The sequence below is a fragment of the Flavobacterium lotistagni genome (genome assembly GCF_011392125.1).
In the GTDB taxonomy this organism is placed as follows: Bacteria; Bacteroidota; Bacteroidia; order Flavobacteriales; family Flavobacteriaceae; genus Flavobacterium; species Flavobacterium lotistagni.
Genome location: NZ_JAAJBU010000012.1, coordinates 46,971 through 64,000, shown reverse-complemented (window position 1 = coordinate 64,000; position 17,030 = coordinate 46,971). Strand labels below are relative to the sequence as shown.

The following is a 17,030-nucleotide window of genomic DNA, read 5'->3' as shown; positions in this document are numbered from 1 at the left end:
AACGCGATTGATTTTAATTTTTAGCCCGGTTTTATGAAGGCCGGGGTGAGTGCAAAGCAAGATCTTTGGTTTGTTGTTGAAATAATCGTCGGGAAAGAGTTATTTGCTTTTTGTCTTGATGCAAAGCGACTTTAGGAGCTTCACCAAACTCCTATAAAAAAATATCCAGTGAGGAAAACCGACGTCAGGAGATTCACCGCACTCCTCTTAGAAATATTTACCAATGAAGCAAAAAATCAAGTCTCGCTCTTTTCTCTTGTAAATTATCACAAGGGCCAGCACTCCTCCAAAAAATCCACGGGACATTTTCTTAACGCTCAGCTCTTATTGCGCTCACACCTTTGTTTGTGGCTCTTGGTTTTCGTATTGGTTTTTGGAGTTCATGCGTTTATGCTAGTGTGGTTCATTTTTGCACTCAGATTTCTTACAATTCTAGTACATTTGCAGACTAGTTGAATGTTAAGAATAAAATTATCTCTGTGTTGCGAATTTCGATTTTAGTGTTGTTATGTTTTGGGCAAGCGTTCGGGCAAATCCCAGCGGGTTATTATAATACCGCCAACGGGCTATCAGGAGAAAACCTCCGTACTGCTCTCAAAATCATCACTAGTACAAGCCATGTCAAATTGCCTTATACCAGTACTAGTTTCGACACATGGGATGCCTATCAATATACTGATGTACGCCCTTCGGCGCCGACCCAAATCTGGGACATGTATAGCGACCGTCCTAACAGCACGCCCGCTTACACCTATACGCTGTTCACCTCGCAATGCGGGAATGCTAGCGCCGAAGGCAGTTGTTACTCACGTGAACATTGTTTCCCGAGATCCTGGTGGGGTGGGATAGATAATGCAAGCAATCCGCAGTATACAGACCTACATCATTTGTTTCCTTCAGATCAGTATGTCAATGCAATGAAAAGCAATTATCCGATTGGTGCAGTAAATCCTTCAGCAGTTTCCTGGACTTCTACCAACGGTAGTAAAGTTGGTAATTGCGGCGTGCCCGGCTACACGGGTTTTGTCTTTGAGCCAATTGACGAGTACAAAGGTGACTTTGCTCGGGCATACCTCTATATCATCACCCGCTACAAAGACCAGATAAGCAGTTGGATCACCGCCAATGGTAGTACCCAAATTGCCGATGTTGCTACTGGGAACAATTATAAACCCTGGTTTCTGAATATGCTTATTGCTTGGAGCACCAATGATCCTGTAAGTGCAAAGGAGATTGCGCGCAACGATGCTATTTATTACCAAACTCCGCAGCATAATCGTAACCCGTTCATTGACCATCCGGAGTATGTTACTGCGATTTGGGGGACCCCATTAGTTGTGGCAGCTCCAGTGGCTAATGCCGCTTCTACCGTTAACAGTACTTCATTTACCGCAAACTGGACCCTTATTGCCAATGCCGCTGACGGGTACTTACTCGATGTGAGTGCTAGCCCCAATTTCTCGGTAATGACTCCCCAAAACACCACTGACTTGCTTTTTTCAGAATATGTCGAAGGCTCTTCTTTCAATAAGTATATTGAGATATACAATGGCACAGGCAGTACCGTCAATCTTGCGGATTATAGGCTGCAACTATTTCTCAACGGGGCAAACACCCCTTCGGTCACTACAACATTGAGTGGACAGCTTCCTCACGGTGCAACTGTTGTTTACAAAAATACCAACGCTACACTATACAGTGGGGTGGCGACCATTTCTGGGACTATCGATTTCAACGGAGATGATACGATTGCACTCTACAAAATATCTACTGCGAGTTATGTAGATATATTCGGACGCATCGGCGAAGACCCGGGTACAGCCTGGAATAGTGGCAGCAACACGGCACTAGACCGCACTTTGGTCCGTTTGCCCAATGTTACCGCAGGGGTGACGGTCAATCCGAGCTCAGGTTTTCCAACCCTGGGGACCCAATGGGTGGTATCCGACCTGGATGATGTCTCCGACCTTGGCGGGCACTCGTTTGCCGCCACCAACCTAATTGATTCTTACGTCAGCGGTTACCAAAGCAAACCCATCAGCGGATCAGGATCTACAAGCGCTTTGGTGAGCGGCTTGGCGGTGAATACTAATTATTATTACCGTGTTCGGGCCAAAAACGGTACGGTCATCTCGGGTTATTCCAATACGATAGCGGTTTGCCAAAACTTGACTATTCCTACTTTTACTCCAATTGTTCCGATTTGTAGCGGTAGTCCTCTTGAACCGCTGCCCCTTACCGCTAACAATGGTATTGTTGGAAGCTGGCAGCCGGCCTTGAACAACACCCAAACCACCACCTATACTTTCACGCCCTCAGCCGGGCAGTGCGCCAGTACGGCCAGTCTGGTCATCACTGTGAGTTGTGGCGCCACCATGCAAGTCAAGTTTTTTGTGCAGGATTTTTATGATCCTACTCAGGGCACGATGCGTCCGGTGGCAATGAACCAAGGCAGCAGTCTCAGCCCGAGCGAGGTGGTACCGGTAACACTTTCCTTGTTTCGAAGCACCGACCTCGGCCTACAAGCCAGTACCAGTGCCATGTTGGGCACCGACGGAATCGCGAATGCCGTTTTCACCTCAGTGCCTGACGGTAACTATTTTGTGGCGGTCAAAGGAGGTAATTTTATAGCAACCTGGAGTGCTGCGCCCGTTGCGATCAGTGCGGGAGCCAACACCCAATATGATTTCACGACCGCTGACAACAAAGCTTATGGAAGCAATATGACCCCTATTGCTGCAGGTTGGGCATTTTTCTCGGGCGATGTCAACCAGGATGGAGCGATTGACAATTCAGATTTAGATACGGTGTTCACTGATATCGATAACTCTAATTTTGGGGTATTGAATACGGATATGAATGGTGATGGGGTAGTGGACAATTCGGATTTGGATTCGGTTTTTGTGAATATTGAGAATTCGGTCTTTGCGGCGATGCCGCAATAAGCTTTTTTTCTTCGCTAAGTGAGACATTGGAGTTCTTTACTTTTTGTCTTGATATAAACCGACGTTAGGAGGTTCATCGAATTCATTTACTTTTTGCCTTGATGCAAAAAGTAACAAAAAAATCAAGGCTGGCATAAAATTGAGCTAAAAACTAAATTGAAAAGCTAAGCCAGCTTAACGGTGACTTCTTCTTTTGTCTTGATACAAAAGAAGCAAAAAATCAAGGCTGCATAAAACCGCGCTAAAAATTAAAACTAAAAGCTAAGCCAGCTAAACTCGCCTGGCGGCTCAAACAGTACCTGGCTCTTAACGCTTTTAGTTTTAATTTTCTTAACGCCCGGTTTTATGAAGGCCGAGGCTGAGCTGGGTTGGGCTTTGGTGGCTCGCCTAGCGGCTCAAACAGAATAATGCTTGTTTTCACTTTGGTTTTCTTAACGCCCGGTTTTATGAATGCCGGGGCGGAGCAGAGTTGGGCTTTGGTGGCTCGCCTAGCGGCTCAAACAGAATAATGCTTGTTTTCACTTTGTTTTTTTTACGCGCAGTTTTATGAAGGCCGGGGCGGAGCTGGGTTGGGGTGGAGGGGTTTGTTGCAATTTTTGAATTGATTTTGAAATTGCAACAACTGTTGTTGCAATTTTTTTTGATGTTGAAAATTGCAACAGTTTTTGTTGCAAAATTTTTTGGGGTTTGAAAATTGCAACAGGGGTTGTGTTGGGGGTCAAACAGTAACTGTTATTTAACGCGATTGATTTTAATTTTTAGTTTGGTTTTATGACGGATGGGGTTCTTGGTTGCTACGTTATCTACTTTTTTTAAAGTTTTCGGCTTGTTCGAAGATTTCTTTATAAACTTCGTCCCGGTCTATGGGCGGGTAGTCATTGTCAGCTAATAGAATAATAAGATCTACCTTTAATTCGGCTTTAATGTCGTCGCGTTTGCTCCAATCGGTATATTTTGCTTTGTCGTCTACAACCTCTTTCACTTTTTTTGCTAGTACGACCAACTTTTCTTCTGGATAAGGAAAGTCGTATTTAACCGTAAGCATTTTTAGGATGTCATAAAACGCCTTTTCTTCAAAGTCAATCCCTTTATCAGCTAGTGAGTTGTTTTCTGCCATTAAGGCGTGATACAGTGCAATAATTTCATCTGTAAAATCTTCAAGTACCTCACTGCGTAATATATCATTTTCTTCACGTTGGTTGTATCGATGCAAAATTGCTTCCAGTCGCTTTGAAAAATCAATACCGGTTACTTTGTTGACTTTTTTGGTTTTGTCAATAGCTTGTTGTAAAAGCTTCAGCAAAAGTTTGAACTTGGTATGCGGTAGTTTTATTTTATCGAGTTTGGCCAAGTAATCTTCTGAAAATAAATCGATTTCAGTGGCCTCATCTGCATTTAATTTAAATAATTCTTCCACCCCTTGGCTTTCTATAGCGTCTTGAATCATTATCCTAACTTTTTCATTCATCTGGGTGGCATCGGGTGCGTTTCCTTTGGTGAGTTTATAGATAATCGAACGAATGGCGACGTAAAAGTGAATCTTGTCTTTTTCCAAGGTTGACAATAAATCACTTCCCGAACAAATATCAAAAGCTGCCTTAAGTCGTTTTACGATGTTCATAAAACGAGTTTCGAGTTCTTTGGTAGCTTGTATAAATTCTGCCCCTTTATTGAGTGTAGAAAGTTGCTCTAATGGCGTTCCGTTGAAATAGCCGGTAGCGTCAAAAGTGTGAAATATGTTTTCTAATAAACTCAAATGGTCTTTAACAACCTTCACGGATTGCTCCACATCCTCAACACTAGTTGTGTTATTATTGTTGTATTGGGCTAAGGCTAAGTTCATTTGTTTCTTTATACCGATATAGTCAACCACCAGTCCTTTCTCTTTACCCTCAAATTTGCGGTTTACTCTAGAGATGGTTTGAATCAAATTGTGTCTTTGTAGTGGTTTGTCGATGTAAATGGTGTCTAAAAACGGAACATCGAAGCCGGTAAGCCACATATCGACCACAATGGCAATTTTAAAATTAGAATGTTCAAACTTAAACTGTCGATCTAGTTCTTTGCGATAGTCTTTTGTACCCAATAAGTCGTATAGCTCTTTTTCATCGTCTTTGTTGCGGGTCATGACCAATTTAATTTGCTCAATCGGAACGAGTTCTCTTCGCTCTTTCTCGCTAAGTAATGTTGGGTCGAAGGCTGTTTTGGGCTCGCCCCATTTTGGTCTCAGCTTTAGAATGGCTTTGTATAAATCATAGGCAATTTCACGGTTACTGCAAACAAACAGTGCTTTGCCACGTATGGTCGATTTTTCTTCTACTCTTTTTTCGTAATGATTGACGAAATCTTCTGCCAAAGCTTTAATACGCGACGGGTCGCCCAATATCACATTCATCTGTGACATGGCATTTTTGCTTTCTTCAATCTGATTTTCGTTGCTGCCTTCTTCAGCACATTTACTGTAATACTTTTCTATTTCAGCCAGTTTATCATTTTGCAGAAGTAATTTAGCCGCTCGGCCTTCATAAACTAATGGAACGGTAATTTCATCTTTAACCGACTCACGCATGGTATACGAATCTATGATGTCGCCAAATACCTCAATGGTGGCATCTACCGGCGTTCCAGTAAAACCTACGTAGGTAGCATTGGGCAGTGAATCATGCAAATGTTTGGCAAAACCATAAGTTTTTCTAAGGCCTTCTTTGGTTTCTTTGAGCTTTTGATTTAGGTTGGTTTGGCTTCGGTGTGCTTCGTCAGAAATACAAATAACGTTATATCGATCCGTCAGTAGTTGGGTGTCTTCGGTAAACTTGTGAATAGTTGTCAGGAATACCCCGCCACTATTTCGGTCTTGCAGCAGTTCGCGTAAATGAACCCGACTTTCCACACTGATGATCGTTTCGTCACCGATGAAACCCTTGGCGTTAGTAAATTGCGCTGACAATTGATCGTCTAAATCCGTTCTGTCGGTAATAAGCACAATGGTAGGACTTTTCAGTTTTGTGCTACGCATAAGCAATCGGCACAAGTACAACATCGTATAACTTTTACCACAACCTGTAGTGCCAAAGTAAGTGCCGCCTTTGCCGTTTCCGAGGGGTTTCTGACTTAGGATGATGTTGTCAAAAAGCTTGTTGGCTGCATAATATTGCGGATAACGACAAACTATTTTTTCGTTTTTTTTGCTGCTGTCGGGCAAGAAAATAAAGTTTTGAATAATGTCTCGAAGTCGGTCCTTGTGAAACATTCCCTGTATCATGGTAAACATGGCGTCTACGCCATCTACTTCGTTGTCCATGCCCGCTATTTTACGCCAAGCGTAGTAAAAGTCATAAGGCGCAAAGAATGACCCGGCTTTGGTATTTACGCCATCGCTAATAACGCAAAAAGTACTGTATTTGAATAGCTCGGGAATGTCTCGTTGGTAGCGTTTGGTTAATTGCACATAGGCATCGTGTATGGTGGTGTTTTCTTGTATGGTCGACTTAAACTCAAATACTACTAAAGGCAAACCGTTGATATATATAATCAAATCAGGGATACGCATTTCAAAACCTTTGATGGCCAGTTGATTGACGATGGTGTATGTATTGTTGTCTTGAGAAGAAAAGTCAATTAGATGTACCAAGAAATCTTTTTGTTGGCGGTCTTCCCGCTTTAGTACAAAACCATCGGAAAGCATCTTCATGAACGCTTTGTTTGATTCATACAAATCTGATGCGGGAAGGCGCTCAAGGTTGCGAACAATAGAGTCTATTTCGGCAGCAGTAATGTTGTGTGCCGCGTATTGGCTCTTAAGGAAATTTCTAAGTTCATCTAACAAGAGCACATTTTCGGTAGCGATATGCCCATATAATCTTTTCGGCTCCTGTACGCCCAGACTCTCTGCACTGCGCAGGTCTTTACCATTGCGGTGCTGCATAGACTGTTGGGTCAACAAATCAATAAATGAGAGCTCTAAGTGGGCTTCGGTGAACTTCATTGTTTATTTAATAGAAAAGTTAGACACCCAGTCGCTAATATTTTTATCCGGATAAAGATACTGAATTACTTTTAGCGTAATATCGGCAAAATCCTCCTGTATTTTTTGGGTCACGAGTTCACCAAAGTTTTTAAGTTCATCAGTACCCAAAGAGTAGTCTTGACATAAAAAATGGAGATAAGTGTTTTTAGATTCACCCTGCTCTTTGCTTGTCAATTGTGGGTGATTCGCAAACTGTTTGCGCACCTCGGCTGCCTTTTCTTTGTCTGCCCGATTCAGTTCAAGGATGATTCTAAAAGTCATTTTGCCATTGATGAGGTCGCGCGTTATAATAGTTAAATAGGTATCCAGTACGTTATGCTGATCCCAGAAGTTGCGCCAATTCATGCTGCTACCGTAGGTTTGCCAACCCAAGTTTTGGGCAATAAGTTCCAACTGATTGTTTAAAAAATCATAGGCTTGCTGTTGGGTTTGTACGGCCAACTGAACTTGTTGTGCATGGGCGAAATAGAATTGGGCTGATTTGTTCATAGCATATCGATTGGTCAGGTTTTCTAGGGTGTTGATAAAATCGTTGAGGTAAATTTCGTAGCGAATATCTAGATCATTAGATTGCATTTGCTCTTTGATGGCTTGCATCCACTCGCGATGGGTAATGTTGATAAATTTGCCGTTTAACTCTGTAGGGATCGGGTGGGGGTAAAGGGTAAGCAAAATTCCGACTTTTCGCGCATCGGGTAAGTTGCTGTAGTTCCAGTAATCGGATAAGTCATTATGCAAATAATGGTGAATTTTGTTCTCGATTAAAATGATATTCTGGTTATGAAAATCTTCAATCACCAAATCAAGCCTACCGCCCATAGGGGTTTTGACCTCGGTACTGACCACCGACTGACTGAGATTGAGCTGTTTTTGTGTTCGGGAATAAACCAGGTCGGTTAAGGTATCACGAAACAAAGTCTCAACGCCCGGAATGCCGCAACTAAGGAAGTGGGCGTAAACGGCCGAATTGATGTTTTCGTGGTGTGCTTTGTTGATGACCTCCAGAAAACCGATTCTGCGTTCAATCCTGGGAATCCTGCCTTGGTCTACTAAGGTTGCTAAAGCTTGTAGATTCATGCCACCTTTCTTTTTATTTTTTGCTCATCCGGTACCTGCTTGTTCAAATTTATCAAGCTGCCTTTAGACAGTGTGTAAAACGTTTCTTTGTAGTGCTTTAAGCCTCTTTTTTGAATATAGTGTTCTACAATAAAACTACCCGGGCCATTGAATAACTCTGTCAACGAACCGTCGCTATTGATATTCAACGCTAAAAAATGATCGGGTATCCTATCTACTCCGTAGGGAAAATAGCAATAACCTTTAAAAGACGCTTTAATCTGTACCAGCTTGCCGGTTGCTCTTTCCTTAGCATCATGTTTAAAGCTATTTTCAGGCAATAAATCAAGCCCGTATGCTTCAGCTGCCAAGACTTCGCCGATATCGCCTACCAGACGTCCGTCTAAACTAAAACTGCGACCGTATTGGGCTTTGAGTTGTTGGGTGATGGAAAGGAGTTGTTGGATTTGGTGCATTTTTTTTAATATTTCAATAAAAGTTTGTTAGAAGCAACCCATAAGTAAAAAAACAAAATCAAGACAGCAATTAGTTGATAGTTAGTAAGAAATAGTAATAACGATAATACAAATATTGGAACAAGCCATAGCAGAGTTTCGATCAATATTAATCTATTAACCTGTTTGTTTTTTTCTGAATTTACATGAATAAAAGATTTTTCAACTTCTTTTCTGTCCTGATCCTTAAAGGTTGATTTATAATAATTTATATTTTCACTGATAAATTTTATTGTAGACTTTTGATTGTTTACAAATAATTGCAAAAGAGAAGAAAAAATAAATAGGCCAGCTGTGCTGATAATATTCTTAGGGTCATCGATTTTTTCAAAATTAAGACTTGATAAAACAAGAACAAATGCTGTTGGAATTGCAATTAATTTGGTTTGGGAATCATTTATCACTGATTGCAATTTTTGATTAAATTCGATAGCTTTTGAATCGATTTCCAACTTTAATTTATTGTATGAAAAATTTCTTAGATAAAAGTTATAAGTTGAATTTGAGTTATTTATAAATTGCTCGAAATCGTTTACTAGTGAGGAAAATCTTATTTCCTCAGGGTATTTGAAACAAAAGTCGACCAACTCATTTAAGTATATGTTTTTTTTATCTTGGAGACTATTATCTCTAAAGATTGTTAAGGCGGTATCTATAAGGAAACTGCTATTCTTATTGGTTAATAGTTCGCTCTCGTATAAAAAACTCACCAATAGTGACCTATCTTCCCTAAAAATAATTGCATTTTTAATCCCAGCATCTTCGTAGGTATGTTTGGCATTATTCTCTATTTCTAATATTAAATTAACAATAGATTTATATTGAGGATAAAATTCTGTTTCTTTTAAGTACTGTTTTAATTCGAATATATAAACATCATCTTGGGGAATGTGATATCTATATTTTTTTACGAAAGAACTTTTATCTGTAAAAAAACCTAAAGATTGAAGTTTTAGTATTGAGAATTCTAGCGTAAGTTGGTCATCTCGATTTACAGGTGTTGTTGTTATATTTTCAATAATAGCTTCTTTCTGCAGTAATTCAAAAAAGGCTAAATCATCAATCTTATACTCACAAAGTAACGTTGTTACCGAAAGGTTCGAATTGGAATTATTGATAATATTAACGATTTGAGATAGCATTATTAATTAAGGTTTTTAATTTTATCAATTAATTCTTGGGGTAGATTTTTAATCGTTAATCTTTTAGTGTTTTCGTTTAAATGTATTATTTCATTAATTAATAATGATGAGTCAAATTCGATTTTTAGATTATCATCGCTATAACTAACATACTTAAATATTTTCATTTTGGATTTGTCACCACTGATTACGGAGCTAACCTTACGACCATCTTCGGTTGCGAAATCTTGAAATTCTTCAGGATTGTCGGGATCTAAAATACTTGATATTCGGGATAGTAGTATTTCTTTCTTTGCAGTCATGCAGTCGTGACAATATTCGAAAATCTGATTTCTTTTTTTAATTTTGGTATCTCTGTCCCATCTTTTAGAATCAGAATATTCATCAAATGCCGTGATTAGGCTATTTGTAGATTCTGTCGTCGTCTTTTTATTGTCAACATCTACAAAAGTCATAAAATAGTAACTTATGTTTTTCATACCTTTTACAAATGACAGGTAAGTTTGTCTATCAGTCTCTAGGTGATCTTCAATATTTTTCCACTCTGTCAGATTTATAAGACAAGCAACATCGACTTTACTCAAATCAAGATTTTTAATATTCTCAAGAGTTAAGTTATCTTCATTAACAACATACCCATCTTTGTTATTAATCATTAAAACAAGTAACAAATCTTTAGCTGTTATCTTATTTGTATATTCACACAAAATCATGTAACCTCCGGTGGCGGGAACAGTATCTTCCAAAACTTTTTTGTAATGATTCATTACACTCATTGAAAAGTCATAAAATTCTAATTCTCCCTCGACATAGCTCGCAAGATTATTTTTAAATTCTGGTTTTTCATCAGCAAAAATCCCATAAATTGGATTTGATTTTTTATGATATGATTGATCTAAATTGGCAAGAAAAGTTTGCTCTTTGTCGGTAATGGTAATTGTTTTTTTTGCTTCCTTCGATTTTACTATTCTATTTCCAGCTTCTTTCAATAATTGATGTATTATGAAGTTTTTTATTACTAGACTATCTTTTCTCTTTTTACTAGCTGCCATTATTTTATTGTTTTATGTTATCAATCATATCTTTTTTAATTCCCCTTTAGCCATCTCACCCAACAACAACTCCTTTAACTCATTTAGTTTTAGATTTTCTTTTTCAATAATTTCTTTATGCTTTACAATTTTTTTTAATGAATTATTAAATTTCGTAAGTGAATCTTTGGTTGGTAAAACAACGTCAATACTGTTTAAAAATGCTGAGGTCATACTCGGAACAGCTGAACCTTGATCTAGTGCGTTAAAATCAAGTTGCTTTAATATGTAAAATGAGTAATATCCATTCACATCATCATTAAAAATTGAATAGAACATTGTGTCAACACACCAAAAAGGTTCATTAACAAACATAATATTGCTTAGAGTACCTTTTCTAGGTATTAGGACGCTTGGTTTTGAATAAAGTGCTTTATTAACTTTTCCCATTAATCCTCCTGAACCGTATAGAGGTATAGTACCTTTTTCTAGATGTGAATATGCTTTACCATATTTTACTTCAATTAAATCTGTTAGCTTTCCTAATCTCCAACCCTCAGGCAAATTCTCCAAATCAATTCCCTCCACAAACCACTGCTTATAAATCGTCTGTGCCGTTTCTTCCAACTTCGCAATCAATTGGTTATTGAGGTCAATCCGTTTTTGTAGCGTATGGTATTCGTTTACGAGTTGTTGTTGTTTTTCTTGGGAAGGAATGGGAAGCATTACGTCGCACATCTCTTGCCAATCAAAAATTTCTCTTGCACTACCATGTGATTTGAATCGGGCATAACGGTCAAATTCGGTGCGGCGAAACCACATCATTAAATATTCAGGATGTAGTTTACTTTCGTCTTTTACTTCAAAAGGAGTATACGCTTGCGAAACAAGCATTTTGTCAAATTTTTCATTTAAGGCAATGGCAATTTTATCTCCACGCCTTGAAGTGTCTGCTATATAAGTAAATTGATTCCTATAAACAATTTTATAAGTTGACATATCAGTGCCAACTAGGTTTGCAATAGTTGGAAAAAAAACTTTAGAAACACTTAAGCCCATCAAAGGCAATTTTTCTAAAGATTTATTTCTTTCATCAACAAGCTGTATGTAATCACCCAACCGTTTATAACCTGATGTCATAGCCTAACTCTTTAAAAACGGTTAGTAAATCCTGTTTCGATTGCGCTTCTTCTTGTAAAAGGGTAGTAATTTCCTGTTGTAATACTCTCATCTTTTCGTCGTAGTCAATCTGTTCATCGCGGTTTACAAAGGCAATGTACTTGCTAGGTACTAAGGAGTAATCTTTAGCCACTACCTCGCTTTTAGTAGCACTATAGCAAAACTCATCTTGGTTTTGATAGCTATCTTTACCCGTTTGCCAAGTGTGGTACGTGCTAGCTATATCGCGCACTTCATCTTCTGAGAATTGGGTATATTTCTTTTCAAAGGGTATTCCCTTTTGTCGTAAATCCAAAAAGAGGATTTCGTTTTGGCGGTTACGGTAGTTGCGGGTTTCTTCGGGTAATGAAACGGTTCTTGCTTTTTTGTTTTTGTTCAAAATCCAAAGCGTTACACTAATGTCGGTGGTATAAAACATATTACGAGGCAAAATCACAATCGCCTCCACCAAATCGTTTTCAATAAGCTTTTTGCGTATTTCATATTCGGTACCGCCACCGCTCAGCGCCCCATTAGCCAAGATAAAGCCGGCAACCCCATTTTCCGAGAGTTTGCTTACCATGTTTAATATCCAACCATAGTTGGCATTGCTGGTAGGCGGTACGTCATAGCCCCGCCAACGCGGGTCATCGGTGAGTTCATCGGTAGCCCGCCAATCCTTTTGGTTAAAAGGTGGGTTGGCCATGATAAAGTCGGCCTTCAAATCGGGGTGCTGGTCTTTGCCAAAGGTATCGGCAGGAACATCACCCAAATTGGCGTTAATCCCTCGAATTGCCAAGTTCATCTTCGCCAATTTATACGTGGTAGCAGTGTATTCTTGCCCGTAAATAGAGACCTCTTTTTTATTGCCGTGGTGACTTTCAATAAACTTAATACTTTGTACAAACATACCACCTGAGCCACAAGCGGGGTCATAAATAATGCCTTTGTAGGGCTCTATCATTTCGGCAATCAGGTTGACAATGCTTTTCGGGGTATAGAATTCGCCCTTTCCTTTGCCTTCGGCCAAAGCAAACTTGCTCAAAAAGTATTCGTACACGCGGCCTACAATGTCTTGCTCTTTGTCGCGTAGTGTATCAATATTGTTAATCGTGTCGAGTAGGGCTGCCAGTTTACTCACATCCATATTCAGACGAGAGAAGTAGTTATCAGGCAAAGCGCCTTTTAAAGCAGGGTTGTTTTTCTCGATGGTGTGTAAGGCCGTGTCTATTTTGAGCGCTATGTCGTTTTGTTTTGAAAACTCCATGATGTGGCTCCAACAGGCTTGCTCGGGCAGATAAAAAATGTTCTGCATATTGTAGAACTCTTTCATCTCAAGAAACTTTTCTTTGCCTTCGGCCATTAGTTCGCGACGGCGCTCGTCAAACTTGTCTCCGGCAAACTTTAAAAAGATGAGCCCCAATACTACGTGTTTGTATTCTGATGATTCAACCGTGCCCCTTAATTTGTTGGCCGAGTCCCATAGGGTTTCTTCAATAGACTTTTCTTTTTTAGCCTTTGTTTGTTTTGTCATTCTGTAAAGTTCTAGTTTGCCAAACCTACCAAAAAATACCCAAACCACCGCACGCAGAAAATAGATTCTCATTAAATTATTTTTCAACTTCTTCCGCAACCTTGCCAACCTAGGTGTTCTTTCGGTATACCACTTTACCGATCCGATGCATTCCCGATTTTTTAAAATTTGTGTCAAAATTGGAACTGTCGTGAAGTTTGACACAGATTTGGTGTCAAAATTAAAATCGCTCTCCAATTTGACACAGCATGGCAACGTTTTTGTTTTTGAGCGGCCATTAATTTAACCTTCAAGGCCATGAAAAAAGAAAACCCTATCCGGCATTTATTAGGTGTGACCCAGCTTGAAGCCGCTATGTTGTTGGGTATCAGCCGCAGTCAATGGTCTATGTTTGAATCGGGCAAGCGCGATCTGCCTTTGCCTGCACAACAGTTGTTGGCCGAGATGCTTGCGTTTGTGCAAAGCGCCGAGCAACAACCCGAGCGTCGGGCCCACGCTAGGGCACAGCAGATTGCAAATGTTGAGTTGAAGTTGCGCGAGTTGGCTTTTCAGCAAATGCGGCTGCAGCGGGAGATTGTTAAAATAGAACGGGAGGCCCAATGGCAAGCCCGGCGCGAGTTGCTTGAGGATTTTCTTGTGCAGCGGCAGCACAGCAAATCAACCCCGGTCGTGGTGCGGGTGGTGTTGTTCACCGGTAATAAAATAGCTACTGAGGTGCTTTTGGCTCAAATCGAGAAGCAAAAACACCGCAACGAATTACTCGAACTCGAAAAACTATTGCTCGAGTCACAATTGCGCAAATTGGGGAAATCACTTGAAAATACTGGAGGTGAAATATAGGCTTGATTGTCAATAGCTTTTGTTTTATGTTAAATATATTTTAAATATTCAATAAATTAACTTTTTTGGTTCGGCATTTGAAAATTCAGAAGCATTATTAACTTTTAATTCTTTTTATTATGAATTATTCAATTGCCAATGTTACAGAGGTAGCCGACTGTAATGTGTTGTTGTCTTGGGCTTCTAAAGAGAAAGCAGATTTAGAATTTAAAAAGCTTTCTGATGAGCGTTTAACGGCTAGATATACTGCTACTTCGGCAGAACTCGATGCAGAACTTCAAGGGGTGGTCGCCGAGATTTCCGCTACAGAAACCATCATTTCGATGTTGCCTGATGGGAATTCAAAAGAAGACGCCATCAACAAGAAAACCCGATTAGAGTACAAAAAGTTTCTGATCGAAACCCGCAAAGAAAGCAATGGCGTGGTGGCCTTGATTGAAAAGGAAGTCGATTTGGCTCGCGTACAAAACGAGCTCTCAGAAGTCAATGGTTTCATTACGATACTCGAAGCCAGAAAAGCAGAACTCATAGCACAGGCTTAAATAGCTTTTGCTTGAGTAGGAAAACGGGCCCCCCAGCCCGTTTTTTTATGGAATAAATTGAGGTGCCCCAATAGAGAACAATCCGCAACTGACAATTCCACAATGAAAAGCTGTAAGCTAATTTCACAAAAAAGCTGTAAGCTAATTCCACCGTTAATTCCACAAAAAGAGCCTACTGCTTACAGCAACAAACACCGATAATTCCACAAAAAGCTATAAGCAATAAGCTATAAGCTATTGCCATCGTTAATTCCACAAAAAGAGCCTATTGCTTAAAGCCTAAAGCCTATTGCTTAAAGCTTATAGCCTAAAGCCTAGAACCAACAACCAAACAAATCACAATTTCATCACCTCAATTTAACCTTGGGTTTGCACTGGTTGGCTACACTTGTGTATGGGAAAACGCCAAGTCGACCTTGTCATTTTATCAGACGTGCACCTGGGAACTTATGGGTGTCATGCCAAGGAACTTCTCGCTTATTTACAGAGCATCCAGCCCAAAGCCATCGTACTCAATGGCGATATTATCGACATTTGGCAATTCAGTAAATCCTATTGGCCGCAGTCGCACATGAAAGTGGTGCGCCGAATCATGAAGTATGTGGCCGAGAATGTGCCGGTATATTACCTCACGGGCAATCATGATGAGATGTTGCGCAAGTTTGCCGATTTGAGTGTGGGCAGTTTCAAGTTGCAAAATAAGCTGATATTGGAACTTGATGGTCGTAAGGCCTGGATTTTTCATGGTGATGTATTCGATGTCACGATGCAACATTCTAAATGGTTGGCCAAGCTCGGAGCAATAGGGTATGATACCTTGATTTTGCTGAACCGGTTTGTGAATTGGGGGTTGAAATTACTCGGTAGTGAAAAAATGAGTTTTTCCAAACGGATTAAAGCGCAGTTCAAAGATGCTGTGAAATTTATCAACGATTTTGAAAATACGGCAGCCGAACTGGCTATCGAAAAAGGCTATCATTATGTGATTTGCGGACACATTCACCAACCTGAAATCCGGGAAATTAAAACAGATAAGGGTAAAGTAACTTACCTCAATTCTGGCGATTGGGTGGAGAATCTTACGGCACTGGAATACCACCAAGGCCAATGGGAAATTTTCCGGTATGATGCAGCTGATTTTCCTGAAACTAAAGGCAATGAATCGGTTACTGATGTGGAAGATTTGAACAGCTTACTTAACATCAAAACCCTCATGATTGAAGTCATGGACGACAAGACGATCTAAGCGTGTTTGGCGACGATGCCATCAATGATTTCTTGGGTTTTGTCTGGGTAATTTACCGCGATACGCTTTCCGTTGTCGAGCCAATCTGCGATGACGGCGTTCCATTTGGGTTTTAAGCTTTTGATGACCGGTACATTCATTTGGCGCAAGGCTTCTGCGTTGAGTTGTTGTTCGTATTGGTTTTTCATCGGAATCACGAGCAATTTCTTGCCTAAAAATAGAGCTTCGGCTGGGGTTTCAAATCCGGCACCACACAATACTCCGGTACTGGCAGCCATGCTGTTAATGAAGCGTTCGCCATTGATGGGCTCGATGATGATATTTTGGTGAACAATTTTTTTGTGGTTGTGTTTGGAGAATACCTGCCACTGTACTTGTTCAAAGGCAGAAAGTCTTTCAATGAGCAACTCATCGCTGTAGGAAGGAAGATACACCGTGTAATGTCCTTGGTCGGTCACGTTTAGTTCGCGAACTTGCTTTCTTACCACGGGTGTGAAAATATCGTTGTCATTGCCTCTGAAATGAAAACCGTATTTATAATCGGCTGGGGCATAATTTTGCAAGATGAGTTGGCCCAATTTATCGGTTTCTTCTGGTTGCGGAAAATCTTTGGATAGTACTGCCGCTTGATGGCTGAGTGCAATGCAAGGTTTGTTTTTGACAAAGCAAGCCCAAGCGGATACGGGTTCAAAGTCGTTAATCACCAAGTCATAAGTTTCCACCGGCAACTGCTGGATGCTTTGATAGAGTTTGCGCGGATGGCTCCGGGTAATGGTTTTGAGCAAATCGACCCCGCCTTTTTTGCCAAAAATAAAGCTGAGTCCTTTGAGTTGGTATTTCACGGCATAAGGCAGTTTCAAATCGCCTTGGATACCGCTCACCAAGATATCGACTTCGCCGTGGCGCTGCAAGCAAGGAATGATATCAAGAGCACGGCTCAAATGTCCGTTGCCGGTGCCTTGAATAGCGTAGAGTATTTTCATGTGGTCTTCCT

Annotated in this window: 12 protein-coding genes; 4 read left to right on the top strand and 8 right to left on the bottom strand. The window is 40.3% G+C overall.

Translation table 11 applies throughout. From position 1 onward, the window contains the following. Positions 1 to 479 precede the first annotated feature (479 nt). Entirely contained in the window at positions 480 to 2,945 is a 2,466-nt protein-coding gene (locus G4D82_RS12535; protein ID WP_166337637.1) for an endonuclease, read from the top strand. Between the two features lie 799 nt (positions 2,946 to 3,744). Here G4D82_RS12535 and G4D82_RS12530 read toward each other — a convergent pair. From G4D82_RS12530 to G4D82_RS12500, 7 genes are read right to left on the bottom strand one after another with little or no spacing between them, the layout of a single operon-like run. After that, complete coding sequence (locus G4D82_RS12530; RefSeq protein ID WP_166337636.1) at positions 3,745 to 6,930, bottom strand: type I restriction endonuclease subunit R; 3,186 nt, start codon at positions 6,928 to 6,930, stop codon at positions 3,745 to 3,747. 3 nt (positions 6,931 to 6,933) lie between these two features. Next, entirely contained in the window at positions 6,934 to 8,049 is a 1,116-nt protein-coding gene (locus G4D82_RS12525; RefSeq protein WP_166337635.1) for a PD-(D/E)XK nuclease family protein, read from the bottom strand. Continuing rightward, positions 8,046 to 8,504 carry a DUF6998 domain-containing protein gene (locus tag G4D82_RS12520; protein WP_166337634.1) on the bottom strand — a complete coding sequence of 153 codons (459 nt, stop codon included), beginning with the start codon at positions 8,502 to 8,504 and terminating at the stop codon, positions 8,046 to 8,048. The genes G4D82_RS12525 and G4D82_RS12520 overlap by 4 nt, the downstream gene beginning before the upstream one ends. A gap of 5 nt (positions 8,505 to 8,509) precedes the next feature. Then, positions 8,510 to 9,685, bottom strand: a complete 1,176-nt coding sequence (locus G4D82_RS12515) for a hypothetical protein (protein ID WP_166337633.1) — start codon at positions 9,683 to 9,685, stop codon at positions 8,510 to 8,512. A 2-nt stretch (positions 9,686 to 9,687) separates the two neighbouring features. Continuing rightward, the gene (locus G4D82_RS12510; RefSeq protein WP_166337632.1) at positions 9,688 to 10,737 is read right to left on the bottom strand and encodes a nucleoid-associated protein; all 1,050 of its coding nucleotides are present in this window, start codon (positions 10,735 to 10,737) and stop codon (positions 9,688 to 9,690) included. A 24-nt stretch (positions 10,738 to 10,761) separates the two neighbouring features. Then, the gene (locus G4D82_RS12505; protein WP_166337631.1) at positions 10,762 to 11,856 is read right to left on the bottom strand and encodes a restriction endonuclease subunit S; all 1,095 of its coding nucleotides are present in this window, start codon (positions 11,854 to 11,856) and stop codon (positions 10,762 to 10,764) included. After that, entirely contained in the window at positions 11,840 to 13,408 is a 1,569-nt protein-coding gene (locus tag G4D82_RS12500; protein ID WP_166337630.1) for a type I restriction-modification system subunit M, read from the bottom strand. The genes G4D82_RS12505 and G4D82_RS12500 overlap by 17 nt, the downstream gene beginning before the upstream one ends. A gap of 297 nt (positions 13,409 to 13,705) precedes the next feature. On the opposite strand from G4D82_RS12500, the gene G4D82_RS12495 reads away from it, so the two are divergent. The 3 genes from G4D82_RS12495 (at position 13,706) to G4D82_RS12485 (ending at position 16,036) form a co-directional block, all read left to right on the top strand. Continuing rightward, positions 13,706 to 14,248, top strand: coding sequence for a helix-turn-helix domain-containing protein (locus G4D82_RS12495; protein WP_166337629.1), 543 nt, complete (start codon positions 13,706 to 13,708; stop codon positions 14,246 to 14,248). A 119-nt stretch (positions 14,249 to 14,367) separates the two neighbouring features. Continuing rightward, positions 14,368 to 14,790 carry a hypothetical protein gene (locus tag G4D82_RS12490; RefSeq protein WP_166337628.1) on the top strand — a complete coding sequence of 141 codons (423 nt, stop codon included), beginning with the start codon at positions 14,368 to 14,370 and terminating at the stop codon, positions 14,788 to 14,790. A 394-nt stretch (positions 14,791 to 15,184) separates the two neighbouring features. Next, positions 15,185 to 16,036 (top strand): UDP-2,3-diacylglucosamine diphosphatase, encoded by an 852-nt coding sequence (locus tag G4D82_RS12485; RefSeq protein WP_166337627.1) that lies wholly within the window; start codon positions 15,185 to 15,187, stop codon positions 16,034 to 16,036. On the opposite strand, the gene G4D82_RS12480 is transcribed toward G4D82_RS12485, so the two are convergent. Further along, complete coding sequence (locus G4D82_RS12480) at positions 16,033 to 17,019, bottom strand: glycosyltransferase family protein (protein ID WP_166337626.1); 987 nt, start codon at positions 17,017 to 17,019, stop codon at positions 16,033 to 16,035. The two genes, G4D82_RS12485 and G4D82_RS12480, sit on opposite strands and share 4 nt — an antisense overlap. Positions 17,020 to 17,030 lie beyond the last annotated feature (11 nt).

Coding starts and splice junctions, on each gene's coding strand:
- G4D82_RS12530 (WP_166337636.1), bottom strand. CDS start 6,930: ATGAAGTTCACCGAAGCCCACTTAGAGCTCTCATTTATTGATTTGTTG.
- G4D82_RS12525 (WP_166337635.1), bottom strand. CDS start 8,049: ATGAATCTACAAGCTTTAGCAACCTTAGTAGACCAAGGCAGGATTCCC.
- G4D82_RS12520 (WP_166337634.1), bottom strand. CDS start 8,504: ATGCACCAAATCCAACAACTCCTTTCCATCACCCAACAACTCAAAGCC.
- G4D82_RS12515 (WP_166337633.1), bottom strand. CDS start 9,685: ATGCTATCTCAAATCGTTAATATTATCAATAATTCCAATTCGAACCTT.
- G4D82_RS12510 (WP_166337632.1), bottom strand. CDS start 10,737: ATGGCAGCTAGTAAAAAGAGAAAAGATAGTCTAGTAATAAAAAACTTC.
- G4D82_RS12505 (WP_166337631.1), bottom strand. CDS start 11,856: ATGACATCAGGTTATAAACGGTTGGGTGATTACATACAGCTTGTTGAT.
- G4D82_RS12500 (WP_166337630.1), bottom strand. CDS start 13,408: ATGACAAAACAAACAAAGGCTAAAAAAGAAAAGTCTATTGAAGAAACC.
- G4D82_RS12495 (WP_166337629.1), top strand. CDS start 13,706: ATGAAAAAAGAAAACCCTATCCGGCATTTATTAGGTGTGACCCAGCTT.
- G4D82_RS12490 (WP_166337628.1), top strand. CDS start 14,368: ATGAATTATTCAATTGCCAATGTTACAGAGGTAGCCGACTGTAATGTG.
- G4D82_RS12485 (WP_166337627.1), top strand. CDS start 15,185: ATGGGAAAACGCCAAGTCGACCTTGTCATTTTATCAGACGTGCACCTG.
- G4D82_RS12480 (WP_166337626.1), bottom strand. CDS start 17,019: ATGAAAATACTCTACGCTATTCAAGGCACCGGCAACGGACATTTGAGC.